At 54.9% G+C, this 14,628-nt stretch carries 12 protein-coding genes; 2 read left to right on the forward strand and 10 right to left on the reverse strand.

Annotated elements, in window-relative coordinates:
• Positions 1–14: 14 nt before the first annotated feature.
• From prfA to argS, 8 genes are all read right to left on the reverse strand, one after another.
• Positions 15–1,103, reverse strand: coding sequence for a peptide chain release factor 1 (gene prfA, locus VCU37_RS00985; protein ID WP_336248766.1), 1,089 nt, complete (start codon positions 1,101–1,103; stop codon positions 15–17).
• Positions 1,104–1,218: 115 nt separating this feature from the next.
• The gene (locus VCU37_RS00990; RefSeq protein WP_336248767.1) at positions 1,219–2,286 is read right to left on the reverse strand and encodes a DUF1385 domain-containing protein; all 1,068 of its coding nucleotides are present in this window, start codon (positions 2,284–2,286) and stop codon (positions 1,219–1,221) included.
• Positions 2,283–3,632, reverse strand: coding sequence for a Rho termination factor N-terminal domain-containing protein (locus tag VCU37_RS00995; protein ID WP_336248768.1), 1,350 nt, complete (start codon positions 3,630–3,632; stop codon positions 2,283–2,285). The genes VCU37_RS00990 and VCU37_RS00995 overlap by 4 nt, the downstream gene beginning before the upstream one ends.
• A gap of 122 nt (positions 3,633–3,754) precedes the next feature.
• Positions 3,755–4,687, reverse strand: coding sequence for a homoserine kinase (locus VCU37_RS01000; protein ID WP_336248769.1), 933 nt, complete (start codon positions 4,685–4,687; stop codon positions 3,755–3,757).
• Between the two features lie 2 nt (positions 4,688–4,689).
• A complete protein-coding gene (thrC, locus tag VCU37_RS01005) occupies positions 4,690–5,781 on the reverse strand; it encodes a threonine synthase (protein WP_336248770.1) in 1,092 nt (363 codons plus the stop codon).
• Between the two features lie 75 nt (positions 5,782–5,856).
• Entirely contained in the window at positions 5,857–7,161 is a 1,305-nt protein-coding gene (locus VCU37_RS01010) for a homoserine dehydrogenase (protein WP_336248771.1), read from the reverse strand.
• 165 nt (positions 7,162–7,326) lie between these two features.
• A complete protein-coding gene (gene lysA, locus VCU37_RS01015; protein ID WP_336248772.1) occupies positions 7,327–8,724 on the reverse strand; it encodes a diaminopimelate decarboxylase in 1,398 nt (465 codons plus the stop codon).
• Positions 8,721–10,334, reverse strand: a complete 1,614-nt coding sequence (gene argS / locus VCU37_RS01020) for an arginine--tRNA ligase (protein WP_336248773.1) — start codon at positions 10,332–10,334, stop codon at positions 8,721–8,723. The genes lysA and argS overlap by 4 nt, the downstream gene beginning before the upstream one ends.
• Before the next feature lie 119 nt (positions 10,335–10,453).
• On the opposite strand from argS, the gene VCU37_RS01025 reads away from it, so the two are divergent.
• The gene (locus VCU37_RS01025) at positions 10,454–11,227 is read left to right on the forward strand and encodes an alpha/beta fold hydrolase (protein ID WP_336248774.1); all 774 of its coding nucleotides are present in this window, start codon (positions 10,454–10,456) and stop codon (positions 11,225–11,227) included.
• Between the two features lie 113 nt (positions 11,228–11,340).
• On the opposite strand, the gene VCU37_RS01030 is transcribed toward VCU37_RS01025, so the two are convergent.
• Positions 11,341–12,366: a stage II sporulation protein M gene (locus VCU37_RS01030; protein WP_336248775.1), complete on the reverse strand. Its 1,026-nt coding sequence runs from the start codon at positions 12,364–12,366 to the stop codon at positions 11,341–11,343.
• 22 nt (positions 12,367–12,388) lie between these two features.
• Between VCU37_RS01030 and VCU37_RS01035 the strand changes: the two genes are divergently transcribed.
• On the forward strand, positions 12,389–13,213 hold the full coding sequence (locus tag VCU37_RS01035) for an RDD family protein (RefSeq protein WP_336248776.1): 825 nt from the start codon (positions 12,389–12,391) through the stop codon (positions 13,211–13,213).
• On the opposite strand, the gene VCU37_RS01040 is transcribed toward VCU37_RS01035, so the two are convergent.
• A complete protein-coding gene (locus VCU37_RS01040) occupies positions 13,124–14,626 on the reverse strand; it encodes a DUF58 domain-containing protein (RefSeq protein ID WP_336248777.1) in 1,503 nt (500 codons plus the stop codon). The genes VCU37_RS01035 and VCU37_RS01040 overlap by 90 nt on opposite strands.
• Positions 14,627–14,628: the final 2 nt, after the last annotated feature.

The raw sequence follows: 14,628 nt of genomic DNA on the forward strand, positions 1-14,628 counted from the left end.
GAGATTAACTGAGGTTATTGATTAGCAAGGAGTTCAAGCTTTTGGGCCTGTTCCGTTTTAATCAACGCATCAACAAGCTCTTCCAAGTCGCCGTTCATAATCGACCCCAGATTATGACTGGTGTAGCCAATCCGGTGATCAGTAACCCGACTTTGCGGGAAGTTATACGTACGAATCTTCTCACTACGATCCCCCGTACCAATCTGACCGGCACGCGCCTCAGCACGCTCATTGGCCGCCCGTTCTTGTTCTGCCGCTAACAGGCGGGCACGCAGCACACGCAGGGCCTTTTCACGGTTTTGAATCTGGCTTTTTTCGTCTTGCATACTGACCACCAGCCCGGTTGGCAAGTGGGTGATCCGTACAGCCGAGTCGGTGGTGTTCACGCTTTGCCCACCGGGGCCAGAGGAGCGATATACGTCGATCTTGAGATCGTTCATATCAATGTGCACGTCCACCTCTTCAGCTTCTGGCATCACCGCCACGGAGGCGGTGGAGGTGTGGATACGCCCACCCGACTCAGTGACGGGCACACGCTGCACACGGTGTACCCCACTCTCGTGTTTGAGCACGCTATAGGCCCCAGACCCGTTGACTTCAAAAGCAACTTCTTTTACCCCGCCTGCATCATTTTCACTGATAGAGATGCGGTTTGTTTTCCATCCTCGTGATGAGGCATAGTTCACATACATTCGCTCAAGCTCACCAGCAAAGAGCCCGGCCTCATCGCCACCGGCACCAGCACGGATTTCCAAGATGACGTTCTTTGAGTCCAGTGGATCCGCCGGTAAGAGCAGTACTTTTAATCGGTCGGTCATGGACTCGGCTTCAGCACGGTTCTCGGCGGCTTCAGCTTTGAAGAGTTCTGCATCCTCACTGGATGATTCTTGGGCAAGCATCTCTGCCGTATCTGCATTTTCGAGCAGTTCTTGATACGTCGTCCAGGCTTTAACGACTTCAGTCAACTCAGCGTAGCGGGTGCTCAGTTCACGAAACTTCGTTTGGTCACTAATGATCTCAGGGTCCGAAAGGTTGATTTCCAATTCGGCATGAGCTGCCGTCAACTCTTCTAAGCGGCGGCGCATCGTATCGTCAATCATCATTACTCCTGCATGGCAGTGGTTCCGCCCTTGAGGGCGCATCATCCGTGTGGAAACGGTAGCGTATCCCAGCGTTGTTTACGCCGTCGGCCTACTAACGTGTCAATATCTCGTGTAGCTAGTCTGGGCTGGGCGTGTCTTGGGGTACCCACTGGCGCTCGGCCACACTCATCGGCCCGAAAGAAGGGCCAATCCCCGTTTCAGTTGTTTCATCCGCACTCCAAAACACCGGACTTGTGAGGTGGGCAACGTCTCGCTGGTCCTGTATATCAGTCGCTGCGACTGCCTGGAAGGCGCGAATCGCGACCTCAAACATGTCATCTTCTGGGGTTGCGGTAGTCAAATATTGCAACCATAAGCCTGGAATTGCCATCCAGGCTAAGAGGGGGTTGTGAGCCCCCGCCTTTAATACTTCATAGGCCAGCCCTGCAATGAGCGGAAGGAGGAGAATCCGCAGCCCCACCTGGTAGCCAATAAAAATGGTTTTATTGGCCGCATCAGGAGCTGGCACAATGACGCCGGCCAACGTGTACACCACGATGGAGAGCAAAATAACGAGCAAAAGGAAATTGGTACCACAGCGAGGGTGCCGCGGTGAATAGGGGGCAATCTTGGCTGGGTCCAAGCCATCGCCATGTTCAAAGGCGGCAATCGTTTGATGTTCAGCCCCGTGGTATTGAAATGTACGTTTGATATCACCGATGTGACCGATACCCCACAGGTAAACCAAAAACATCACAAGGCGGACCACACCTTCAACGAGGTGAAACTGGATTGAGTCACCGCCACCAAGCCGATCAGCAATGAGGCTCATCCCCAGGTTGGGTAGGACTATAAATACCCCGATAAATAGCGCAACCGAAATGACCGTCGTGACAATCATCTCGGTATTGGAAAGCTCTTCGTCATCATCAGCGATTTCAGTACTGATGGACAGCGCCTTCATACCCGTCCGTAAGCTGTCAATCAGTGCCCATGAGCCACGGATAAGTGGCCACCGTAACCAGGAATGGGTTTGAGCCGCAGGGTGCACCGGATGACGCTCGACTTGGATAGCCCCATCTGGGCGACGAACCGCCACCGCCCAAGTGCGTTGACCACGCATCATAATGCCTTCAATAACGGCTTGGCCGCCGTAGCTCACGCCACCCGTTGACCGCCCAGGGTTGTGTGGATCTGCGCTCATGAGCTAATCGTTAAATTGCCTTGGTCATCGGCTTCAATGTTGATACGAGCATTAGCGAGATAGCCAAACTGGTCGGCAATCACATCATCAATCTGGCGGCCTGTTTGGGTATCCATCGTGGTAATGACCGTCAAACTGCCATCTCCGTCAACATTTCGGCCAGCACCCAACCACCGTTTCACGGGATGGATAGCTGATGGCTCCAACCCGCCGGTCACGGTTCGTGAGGCACCTGGTGCACTCAAGCTCCACGCCTTTGCTAAACGCGTCAGTGAGTGCAATACCACCACGACATCCCACCCGTCTTCGACTAAACGCTTGGCACGTTCAAGGGCAAGGTCAGCGACTTGGGTATGATCATCGGCTGGTCGGTCAAAGGCAGAGGCAATGACTTCACCAGGAACCGCACGACGCAAGAGCGTGATTTCTTCTGGGGCTTCATCGACGGCAACCACCATCAGGTGTGCCGTCTCATTGTGCTCGGCAAGGCCAGTCGCAATATCTGCCAGCATTTCAGTCACCAAAGCCCCCTTCGTTACCCCAATGAGCATACGCTGGCCTCGGTTGATCGTTACTTGACTCCCAGGAAGCACTAACGGGTCTTCAGCTTTGATGGCCGGAAGTTGGTCAAACTCGGTACGCTCAGGCAAGTCAGCCGGATCGTCAACCTCGTAGGCATTGACCATTTCGACGATGTCAAGGGCGGGCACCTTGTCATTGGACCGTTGGGGTCGAATAGGACCCTGGACAATATCCCCACGTCGTAGGCTATATTTACGAATCTGGCCTTGAGAGACATACACATCACGGCTACCTGGAAGATAGCCAGTCGTGCGTAAAAAGCCGTACCCTTCAGGCAGGATATCAAGCACCCCAGCACGAACCTCAGGCCCTTTATCTTCTTCGGTCTCATCCTCTACGCGGTCTGCACGCCGTACATCGTCACGAGCCTGCTCATCACGACGATTATCCTCGCGAGCGCGTTCGTCACGACGGTTATTCTCTTTACGACCGTTGTCATCGCGATGTTTCTCATCACGGCGCGACCGACGGCGCGACCGACGGTCTCCGTCACGGGTATTACGTGGTTCGCGTTCGGGTGTCGTATCCTCTCCTTGGGTGTCACTATCAGACACATTGGACGCTTCCGCAGAAGACGTAGCCGTCTGCTCAGGCATTGGTTCAGGCTGATCGTGAGATTGCTCCCCCGGTGTACCTTCGTTGAAGGCCACGATGGCATCAATCAACTGGGCCTTGCGTAGCTTCTGATATCCCTTCATGCCGATCGCACCAGCATGTTGTTTTAATTCCGTCACCGACTTGGCTGAAAGTTCGCTACGGTCCATTAATCACCTATCAATTGGGGCGCTACCCGCGCCTGATTCGGACATCGAACGGGCAAACGTCGAACGCCCGTCTCGAAGGTTTCGGCGTTCAACTATAGCTACTACGCGCCGATTTGCGTCCGCTAGACGTTGATTGTGATTGTTCCAGAGGTATTCATCGGTAACGAAACAATGTCTAATTGGCCAGGAATATCTGAAAGAACTTGACGCACCGCACCCTGCGGGTCTGGATGATCTGCAGTGCTGACCAACGCTGCGACGGTTGGACCTGCTCCGCTCAAAAAGGCGGGGATACCAGCATTCACCAGGGCGGTTACGCATGCCCCACTCGTTGGCATGATCGCAAATCGGGCCGGCTGATGGATGACATCTTCAAAGTCGGTGGGATCAAGTGGTGCGAGCCCAGCAATACCCATCACCACCGCAGCACAGCGTGCCGCATTAGCCGCTGCATCTGCCAGTGGAATATGGGTTGGGAGAGCCGAACGTGCCTGGGTAGTACTCATGCGTTCATCAGGGTGCACCACTACACAGACGAGGTCACGGCGCGGAATAAACCGGCGGGGGGCCGAATGCACAGGCTTTACCACGATGCCACCAAGAAGGGCTGGGAGGGCATTATCAGGATGCCCCTCCAGTTCAGTGGCGAGTTCATTGATGTCGACATCACCACCGACCAGCATGCGCCCGATTGATAACCCAGCAACAAGGGCAGCACTTGACGACCCCAAACCACCCTCTAACGGAATGGCACTATGCACATGCAAGGTAACGTCAGGAATGGATTGGTGTGTGCGTTCACACCAGGTAAGCAGCCCGTGCCAGACAGCATTGGTCTCATCTGTGGGCAATTCGTCCGCCCCCGCCCCAAAACTGATCACTCGCGCGGCTTGGGGTGGCTCTACCGTGGCAAGTAATGGCAGATCCAAAGCAAGGCCAACGGCATCGTAGCCAGGCCCAACATTGGCACTGGATGCAGGCACGATAACCCCTGGGCTGGTCGTTGTTGCGATGGCTTCACGAACAGACCGGTCGGCGCGAGCGATATCAAACATGATTAGTCAGCCAGCCCAAGAGCTTCTGCGGCAGCATCAAGTGACGGGTCAATGACCGTTGGCCGTGACCCACAAGAAATTGCCCAGTCAGGGTCTTTCAGGCCATGCCCGGTCAAAATACACACCACGGTTGCCCCTGCTGGAATCTCACCGCTATCAACCAAGGTCAATAGACCGGCCACACTGGCCGCGCTGGCTGGTTCACAGAAAACACCCTGGCTTGCCACGAGGCGATACGCCTCCAAGATTTGTTTATCCGTTACGGCACGGATAGAGCCGTTACTTTCTTCAGCGGCCTCTAAGGCGTACTTGCCACTTGCAGGATTCCCGATACGAATAGCAGTTGCAATGGTTTGTGGATGCTCCACCTTGTGCCCAAGGACGAGTGGGGCAGCTCCGGCAGCTTGGAACCCACGCATGACGGGCAATGCATCAATGATCCCGTCCGCTTTGTACTCCTTGTAACCTCGCCAGTAGGCCGTGATATTCCCCGCGTTACCAACGGGCATGATGTGGACATCTGGAGCTTGACCAAGAAAATCACAGACTTCAAAGGCACCAGTCTTTTGCCCTTCAATACGGTAGGGGTTCACGCTATTAACCAACGTGACTTGTCCACCCTCAGCCAGCTCTTGGCACATCTCTAGCGCTTGGTCAAAATTGCCACGAACCTGAAGTACCTTTGCACCAGTGATGAGGGCTTGGGCTAATTTGCCCATTGCGATATTGCCCTCAGGAACAATGACCCCACACGTCAACCCTGCCTTAGCCGCATACGCGGCGGCAGATGCACTCGTATTACCTGTGGAGGCACAAATAACGGCTCTAGCCCCTGCTTCTTTTGCCTTGCTCATGGCCAGGAACATCCCACGGTCCTTAAAGGACCCAGTCGGGTTGGCACCTTCATATTTCAGCCATACCCGCGCATTCGCCCGTTCACTCAGCGCTTCGGCGTAAATCATCGGGGTGTTACCTTCACGCAAGGTAACGACTGGCGTATCGTTGGTAACCGGCAATCGATCCTGGTATTCAAGCTGGAGGCCGCGCCACATCGGGCGACCATGTTCACTGGTAGTCATGCCATTGAGATCCATGTGCACAGCGTACTTTCTGTTTACAACACCGGGCACGGCAAGGATAGGCCTGCATGCCCGATATGATCACCATTGTCAATCAATAACGGGGGTGAGTGAAATGAGCGTTTGCACCCCCGGCAATCCCAGTAACTCCTCAACGGTGGTTTTGACAAGCTGACTATCAGCCTCGTGTGTCACGATAAGCAATGACACCCCTTCACCTTCAATGCCTGATGCGTGGCCTTCTTGCCACACCGATTTCATACTGACCTGGTTACGGCCAAGCACACTTGTAATCTCAGCCAGCACGCCGGCTCTATCTTCAACTTCGAGCAGTACCGCCCACTCAGATTGTCCTGCTCCGGGTACTGGTTTAATGCCCTCCGTTGTGGCAACCGAGCCGGCTCGTTCCCCCGCTAGGCGGCCACGCGCGGCGGTGACCACATCACCCATGACGGCTGAACCGGTTGGTAACGACCCTGCACCCGGTCCGTAGAACATCAATTGCCCAGCACCGTCAGCTTCAATGAGTACGGCGTTGTTGGCCCCGCGAACACCGGCCAGGGGGTTCGTGTGGCCAACCCAGGCGGGGCTTACCCCTACAGAAATCGTTTCTTCGCCGGTTGCTAATTGTTCTCGAATGGCAAAGCCGAGGAGCTTAATGACATACCCCATCTTTGATGCCAACGCTATTTGATCAGCGGTAATCGCAGTGATGCCAGTTACTTCGACATCTTCTAACGTAATCACGGCATCAAAGGCGATGGAGGCCAAAATGGCGGTTTTGGCAGCGGCATCAAACCCATCGACATCGGCGCTCGGGTCGGCTTCTGCGTAACCAAGCGCTTGGGCTTCAGCAAGGACGGTTCCAAAATCAGCCCCGTCTTCGGCCATCTTGGTCAAAATAAAGTTGGTGGTGCCATTCAAAATGCCCATCACTTTCGTAATGCGATCACCCGACAATGAGTCGCGCATGGGGCGAATAATCGGAATCGCCCCAGCAACAGCTGCTTCATATTCCAAACGAACATGATTGGCTGCCGCTGCGGCGTATAACTCTCGCCCGTGTTTGGCAAGCAGTTCTTTATTGGCCGTCACCACGCTTTGCCCGGCGTTTAATGCCTCAAGCAACCATGTGCGCGCGGGTTCAACCCCACCCATCACTTCAACCACGATGTCAACAGCCGGGTTGGCAATGATGTCTTTCGGATTTGTGGTCCACTGCGCATCAATGCCACGGTTACGGCTGATATCACGCACCATCACTGGCCCCACACGAACAGGCGCACCCACTCGCCGCTCGATTTGGTCAGCGTGTGCCTGCAAGAGTTTGAGCACCCCGGTGCCCACCGTGCCTGCACCTAATAAACCGATGGTTAATGCCTTGTGTCCACTCATGGCCCTACCATACTCGCATCCCCGTATTGGTAGTGCGATAGCGCTGGTTTGGCTTAACGGTTTAACGAGTCAGCCATAGAGCCATCTGTGCGCCGCGTTCGCGGCGTTGCCTTTAACCCTGATAAATGACACGAGAACCCTGTGCGCTTAATGGTATTGGGTTTCTTAATCAGCCAGCCTAGTCACCAGTTTCAATGCCTGAGGTAACTGGTCGCGGGCAATCACGTCGGCCACCGTCTCACGACGCACCCACGTTTCGTGATTGCCATTAGCAACCGCAACCATCACCGGACGCGGTACCCGGTTGTAATTGGACGACATCGAAAGGGTGTACGCCCCAGTGGTTGCACTCGCAACCAAATCACCTGCACGAAGGTCAGCGGGCAACGCCGCCTGGCCAAGCATGTCACCACTTTCACAATGCAGCCCTGCCACCATCACCTGACGCATCGTAGGCGACTCGGCACCACCAATCCGGTGAACCGGGGCCATGGTGTGCACCGCCCCATACATGGCTGGGCGGGGGTTATCACTCATCCCCCCATCTACACTTACAAAGCGCACATCGCCCACATCTTTCACGGTACCCACGCTGTACACCGTAATCCCGGCGGTACCCACCAACGACCTGCCTGGCTCAACCATCAGATGAGGAACGGAAGGAAACGCCCCGTCTAGGGCTTCAAAGAGAGTTTCAACGTGATCGGTGATGGAAGGTACCACGGCACCAGGTACATAGGGCACACCCAACCCACCACCAAGGTTGAGGTGGCGAACCGCTACTCGGGTGTCATGGGCAAAGGCCGCAACACGCCCAATACCAGCAATGAAATTGTCTTTATTAGCGATATTTGACCCAATATGAAGATGCAATCCGGCCAAATCCAGTTGCGGATATTGGCGAATCAAATCAACCGCGGCGTGGGCTAATTCATAGCGAATAGACAGCCCGAACTTCTGATGTTCAGCCGCAGTAGCCACCGCTTCATGGGTATCAGCAACTACCCCAGGGGTTAACCGCAATAACACTGTAGCGGGCTGACCCAAGGCGCCTAAGCGATGCAACTCATCAAGTGAGTCGATCACGATAAAGCCCACCCCGTATTCAACAGACTGGGCCAGCAGCTCCATACTCTTGTTGTTCCCGTGCACCAAGATGTGCTCTGGGGCAATCCCAGCGGCCAAGGCCACGGCTAATTCACCTTCACTGGCTACATCCACATGCAACCCATGTTGGGCCATAAAGGCACACACACCCACCACGGGCAACGCCTTAGACGCATAATGAATGGTGGTCTCACCAACGCCAGCACCGGCGGCCAGGGCTGTTTTCCACTGGTTGATCCGGCTTTCCACCGTGGCAAGGTCAAGCACATAGGCAGGGCTGCCGTGTGCGGCGATGAGTTCACTGAGCTCGACACCACCAACACGGTGCAGATAGTTACCCTCGAACGCGGCGGTATCTGGCCAAAGCTCAGCCCATTCAGCACCGTGGCTATGGGCACCAATGGCGCCTATACCGCCTTCAAGGCGGCCCAATCCACTTAATCCCAAACTGCTCACATCGTGTCCTTGGGGGTGACACCCAACAGGTTGAGCCCCTGGGCAACGGTGATACGGGTGGCTTCGCACAACCAATAACGCGCACTGGACAGCTCGGGGTCTGGCCCAATGACCTGACATTCGGTATAGAACTTGTGAAATGCATCAGCCACCTCTTCGCAATAGCGGGCCACCTTATGTGGTGCCCGATCAGCGGCGGCTTTTTGAACCACTTCAGGGAACTTGCTGATTTGTGCGACGAGTGCCGTTGCCGTTGGCTCTTGCAATAAGCCAAGGTCTGTCGTGTCAATGGGCATCGGTTCAAAGCCCACTTCGGCGGCTTTGCGCCCAATCCCAGCAATACGGGCGTGTGAATAATTGATGTAATGCACGGGGTTGTCTTTGTCCGCACGAATCACCTCGGCCATATCTACCGTGAGGGTGGTGTCTGAACTCGTGCGCAGATAGATGTAGCGAGCCGCGTCTGCCCCGATTTCGTCAAGCACCTCATCAGCGGTCAAAATCTCACCGGCACGCTTACTCATGCGCACCGGTTCACCATCACGCAAGAGATTGACAAGCTGGGCAATCATCACCTCAACAGCGCCTTTGGGTAAGCCCCACGATGTTGCGATGGCTTGTAAGCGCCCGATATAGCCGTGATGGTCAGCGCCAAGCACATAGATCATATGGTCAAAACCACGGCCAATTTTGTGTCGTAAATAGGCCACGTCAGCCGCAAAGTAGGTACGGTCACCGTTGGCTTTGACTAACACACGGTCTTTGTCATCACCATGGGTGGTGGTGCGCAACCACACAGCCCCGTCTTGTTCATAGATTTCGCCACGCGCCGTGAGTTCAGTAATGGCATTCGCAATACCCTCAACGTGGAGTTCACGCTCACTTGTCCATTCGTCAAAGGTCACGCCAGCACTGGCTAATGTGGCCGCAATCGCATCGAGCATGAGGCGGTAGCCCCGTTCGAGAATGGCTGATTGGTCATCGGCGCTGATACCTTCAGCGGCGAGGTCGTTGGCTAAATCAACGATATAGGCACCGCGATACCCATCTTCAGGTACGTCCTCACCACGCATGCGTGCCTGAATGCTTTGGGCAAAGAGCTGCATTTGGCGACCAGCATCATTCACGTAGTACTCGCGCACTACCTTGGCTCCAGTGGCGTCCAACATCCGAGCGATGGAATCACCCAAAAACGCCCCCCTCAAATGTCCGGCATGGAGTGGGCCGGTAGGGTTTGCGCTCACAAACTCAACATTTGTCGCTATCCCATCATTTACCAAGGTCCGGCCCCATTGTGGTCCAGCGTCAACAATCGTGCGAACCTGCTGGCCGACGGCACTGTGAGACAGGCGAAAATTAATGAAACCGGCACCGGCGACTTCAATGGCATCCACATCAGGCAATTCTTGGGCTTCGAGGGCCATCACAATCTGGGTCGCAATATCTCGGGGGTTCTTTTTCACCTCACGGGCCAATTGCATCGCCACGTTGCACGACCAGTCACCATGGTCGCGGTTGCGAGGCCGCTCAAATTTGACAGGAATATCGGGAAGGTCAAGGGCCGCTAATGCCTTGAGTACCGCTGCAGCTAAGAGTTCGGTGCCAATCATCAGGTAACAGTACCCCACCAAGGTCGGCTACCATGACCCTAGGCATTGCTTTGCCACCAGTTTTTTCCCCAGCCTTGCGTTGGCTGCCCTTTTTCCATTGCGTATATTGAGGTTTCTTCATGTTTCTAGACGTTAACGGCACACAATTGCACTACCTCTCCGAAGGTGAAGGACCCACCATCGTCCTCTTGCACGGATTGGGTGGCACCAGCGGGGTGTGGCGAGGGGTGATGGACACACTCACCACGAACCATCACGTGGTTGCCATTGACCTTCGCGGTCATGGCCGTAGCGCGCCAATTCTCAAGCCAGTCACAATTCGTGATTTTGCCGATGATGTATTGGCCCTCCTTGATGCCCTAGAACTTCCGGCAGTCACACTGGTTGGCCATTCGTTTGCCAGCCTCATCGCGCAAATGGCCGCAGCGGTACGTCCATCAAGCATCGACAACCTGGTGTTGGTCGGCGCTATGAGCTGGCTGGACCCCGATGCACGCGATGCCTATATTGATCGTGCCGAACTTGTTGAACAGGAAGGCTTGGACAGTATTGCGGATGCTTGGATTGCCAGTGCACTTGCACCACGAACCCATGCGCACTCACCGCAATTGAGCGGGTTGACCCGTGAAATGCTTGAACGTAACGACCCCGCCTCGTATGCACACGCGTGCCGCGCGATTGCGAAATATCAGCCCATCGCCCATGAAGATCTCGGCCAACCCACCCTGTTACTCGTTGGCGACCACGACCGTTCAACACCTGTTGCGATGAGTGAAGAGCTCCATGCCGCTATTCCTGTCACCCGTATCGAAGTGATTCCCTCAGCCGCGCACTGGGCGATGCTCGACCAGCCCGATTGGATTAGTGCCAAGATGATGACCTGGCTGCTCTAAACCGACCAACAGATGGAACAGGACGGCCACCGCTGATCTGAGGTGACCGTCCTTTGTATTGGTGTAGATGCTGATACCAGTGCAATCAGGTAACGGCGGGCACGTTACCAGCACTATGTGTATCGCTTGTACACCGTGGTGGCCGGCAAGGAAAACTCAATGCGCTCAGCCTGTTTGAGTGTCCCCGACAATCCGCGTTTACTGGCTTGCCAGCCGAGATAGGAGACCGTTGCGGTAAAGCTCAACCACACGGCAAACCCAAAGGCTGCTTTGAACCACAGCGGCAGTGGTGAGCCGGTGACAAAACCTTCAATGAGCCCTGCGATCACGAGCATGAAGGCGCCACCAATAGCAACCGTCACCGCACGTGACCCAACATCAGCGAATGCTTCCCCCCTACTGCGTGGTCCTGGATCTATCCAGGTCCACCCCATAGCCATACCCATGGCACCACTAACAAATATGGCAAAGAGTTCCATACAGCCATGCGGGGCGATATAGAGCCAGAACGTTGATTGCTGACCGGCGTCGACAAACACCGCCCAAGCACCGCCAAGCTGAATGGCATTGATGACGAGAACGAACAGGGTGGGTACCGCAAATAAAATACCTGAACCGAATGCCGTGATGGCGATACCGATGTTATTCGTGGTCACCAGCGAGAAGAACACCGCACTGGGTTGGTTTGAGTAGTAGTCAATAAACTCATGGTCCACATAGTCTTCTCGAAAATTCGGAGACATAAACGCGTCAAGCACGTTGTGATCTTGTATCGCCCACAGCCCAAAGAGTGCTGCGGTTACGATGAAAATCGCACTCGACAACAAGATCCAATACCGAAGCGACCAAAACGCAGCCGGGAATGTCTCAAGGAACCACCGCTGTATGGACTGCCACGTAACCGGATGGGTTCGATAGGCAACCCGACCCGCCTGGGCGCACAAAACGGATAGGCGGCTGACCAGCTCTTCTTCCTGAAAGGCCGTCCGAGCAATATTCAAGTGCGTTTGTGCCGCCTCAAGGTCGGTCGAAAACTGAATAAAGTCGACGGTTTGTGATCGGTAGTTCATCTGGTCAGTTGTCCTGGCCAACCGGTCCCATAGTGGCTCATGTTCTCGAATGAACTGGTCAATCGTCATACAAGCAGGATACGATTTTTATGTGCAACCATCACCGCAATACTTAGATCATCAGATTATTACCAGTGAGGCTGTCCTCCTGGATATCTACCCGGCAGCCTTTCCTACTCGAGCGCTCGCACGCATCATTGATGCGATGTTCGCCACCGTCTTGCTGGGTTTTCTTCTCGTGGTGGCGGTAGCGTTATACACGGTATGGGAATATTTTTCCCTCCCAACGTGGATAACGGTGGTGTTTGTATTGTTCGCCGTTTTCTGTGTGTACTACCTGTACCACATTCTGTTCAATCTCAAGGGTGGCCGAACACCAGGCAAAATGCTCACTGGCCTCCAAATCCTTAATCGAGACGGAAGCCCTGCCTCTCCCCGCCAGTACATCATCCGAGAGTTCATTGCTATTGCTGAATGCGTCATGTTCCTCGGATTTCCAGCCATTATTTCGAGCATCAACTCACCGGTTGAGCAACGCCTCGGGGACCGGGCCGCCAACACCATTGTGGTCCACACCCGTCGGAAAGCGTTTCACGGTACGGCGCTCGCTGTTGATTGGCCAATTCCACCGGGCATGGAACCCTTTATCGAAGGGATAGACGTTTCTGGGCTTGGGACCGAAGAAATCGGGGTCATTCGTGCGTATCTCATCCGACGTTCACGCTTCATTCCCCAAGCTAAGGAGCGATTGGCCAAACAACTCCGAGCAATGGTCCTACAACGCATCACCGGGTATATCCCCACTGACGTTCCAGATGACGTACTCTTAGCTACCATCATGGCGAAGGTCACTGGACCAACCCCGTTGAACCGCAACGTTGACCCGGCTTTCGGCCGACATGTTGCTCGCACCTAAATAGGTATCTAGCAGGCGGTCACTCAGCTGTCCAGCAGGCGCATCAATCACATCTACACCCATACGAGTAAGCATCGCTGCAGTGCTCTGGCGTCGTTGAATAGCTCGTCGTGCCGCCAACATCCGCATGGCACCAAGTTCATCAATCGGTTTGGTTTGTGCCCACATATCAACGGTGGGATCTCCTGCGGCACCAATCACAATATGATGACGGCGTGATAGGCGTGTAATCGCTGAACGTAACCGTGTCCGGGCATGTTCGGCGGCCAGGTCAGTCAACACCACAACCAAGGCTGGGCGTTGCCAATTGGCCATCAACCACGTTGCTGCGGCAAGGGGGTCAGCTTCATCCCAGTTGGGATGAACCGCGGCAAGGATACGCCCAAGTGCGACCCGTTGGCTCAGGGTGTTATCTGGCGGCAAAATATTGGTGACGGTACCGGCATAGGTAATAAGCCCAAACCGATCCCCCAAGCCAGTGGTGACATGGCCGAGGGCGAGTGCTGCATCAATATTGTGGTCCAACCGAGGGGCACGGTCCAGTTCAAATGTCTCTTGTTCGATCACATCCAAGTCAACAACCGGACCGTCGAATACCGTTGGCGGTGGTGTAAACCGGCGAACGGTCGGAGCACTCAGGCGGCTGTGATCTAACAGAACGATAACTTGGTGGTTCCGTTCTGCGCGGGTTTGTTCAACAACTAAATGCTGTGAGCGTGCCGACGCTGCCCAGTTGATATGTCGAATATCATCATCGGGCGTGTAGTCACGAAGATAATCAAACTCCGAGCTCTCCCCCACGATGCGCACAGCCCGCTGTCCAGCAAAGAGACGACGCGCATCAGTGAGCCGGAGTTCAGCCAGTTTCCGAGACGGGAAAGCAGGATTGACCAGTACCTGGGCATCCAAAGCCCACACCCACTGGGCAGCCGCGAGACCTAAGGGTCCGAATGAACGGATCACCGGGCCGTCAATCGTAATCATTCCACGGCGTACGGGACGGATTTGGTAGGTCGACACCGCCACCGCATTGGGTGCAAGCTTGATGGTAAGCCGACCAGTATCCGGACGAAGAGACGGTGAAGCTCCATCACTTAACCAAAGGGTTGCCTGTCGGGTTGCGTGGTTGGTGATCGTCCAAGAAACGGTGGACGGTTGGCCGAGCACGATGGGGGTATCGACGGTACGAGAACCTGACAGTGACGATATTCCTGGCGCAAGTACCCCATCTATGACCAGTAGGGCCAACATGATCCCAAGACATACAAGTGCCAGGACCAGACGGTGGTCAGGCCAAACAAAATCGGCAAACCCAACGGGAATGGCCAACAATGCACTGAGGACAACCAGACGCCCCGTCGGCACAATGAGCGCAAATCGACGAGTAGTAGGTGGTAACGGCGTCTGGTCCATCG

The sequence above is a fragment of the Stomatohabitans albus genome, from assembly GCF_036336025.1.
In the GTDB taxonomy this organism is placed as follows: domain Bacteria; phylum Actinomycetota; class Nitriliruptoria; order Euzebyales; family Euzebyaceae; genus Stomatohabitans; species Stomatohabitans albus.

Bases quoted from the DNA above. Each gene is read 5' to 3' on its own strand.
- prfA (WP_336248766.1), bottom strand. From the start codon at position 1,103: ATGATGATTGACGATACGATGCGCCGCCGCTTAGAAGAGTTGACGGCA.
- VCU37_RS00990 (WP_336248767.1), bottom strand. From the start codon at position 2,286: ATGAGCGCAGATCCACACAACCCTGGGCGGTCAACGGGTGGCGTGAGC.
- VCU37_RS00995 (WP_336248768.1), bottom strand. From the start codon at position 3,632: ATGGACCGTAGCGAACTTTCAGCCAAGTCGGTGACGGAATTAAAACAA.
- VCU37_RS01000 (WP_336248769.1), bottom strand. From the start codon at position 4,687: ATGTTTGATATCGCTCGCGCCGACCGGTCTGTTCGTGAAGCCATCGCA.
- thrC (WP_336248770.1), bottom strand. From the start codon at position 5,781: ATGGATCTCAATGGCATGACTACCAGTGAACATGGTCGCCCGATGTGG.
- VCU37_RS01010 (WP_336248771.1), bottom strand. From the start codon at position 7,161: ATGAGTGGACACAAGGCATTAACCATCGGTTTATTAGGTGCAGGCACG.
- argS (WP_336248773.1), bottom strand. From the start codon at position 10,334: ATGATTGGCACCGAACTCTTAGCTGCAGCGGTACTCAAGGCATTAGCG.
- VCU37_RS01025 (WP_336248774.1), top strand. From the start codon at position 10,454: ATGTTTCTAGACGTTAACGGCACACAATTGCACTACCTCTCCGAAGGT.
- VCU37_RS01030 (WP_336248775.1), bottom strand. From the start codon at position 12,366: ATGACGATTGACCAGTTCATTCGAGAACATGAGCCACTATGGGACCGG.
- VCU37_RS01040 (WP_336248777.1), bottom strand. From the start codon at position 14,626: ATGGACCAGACGCCGTTACCACCTACTACTCGTCGATTTGCGCTCATT.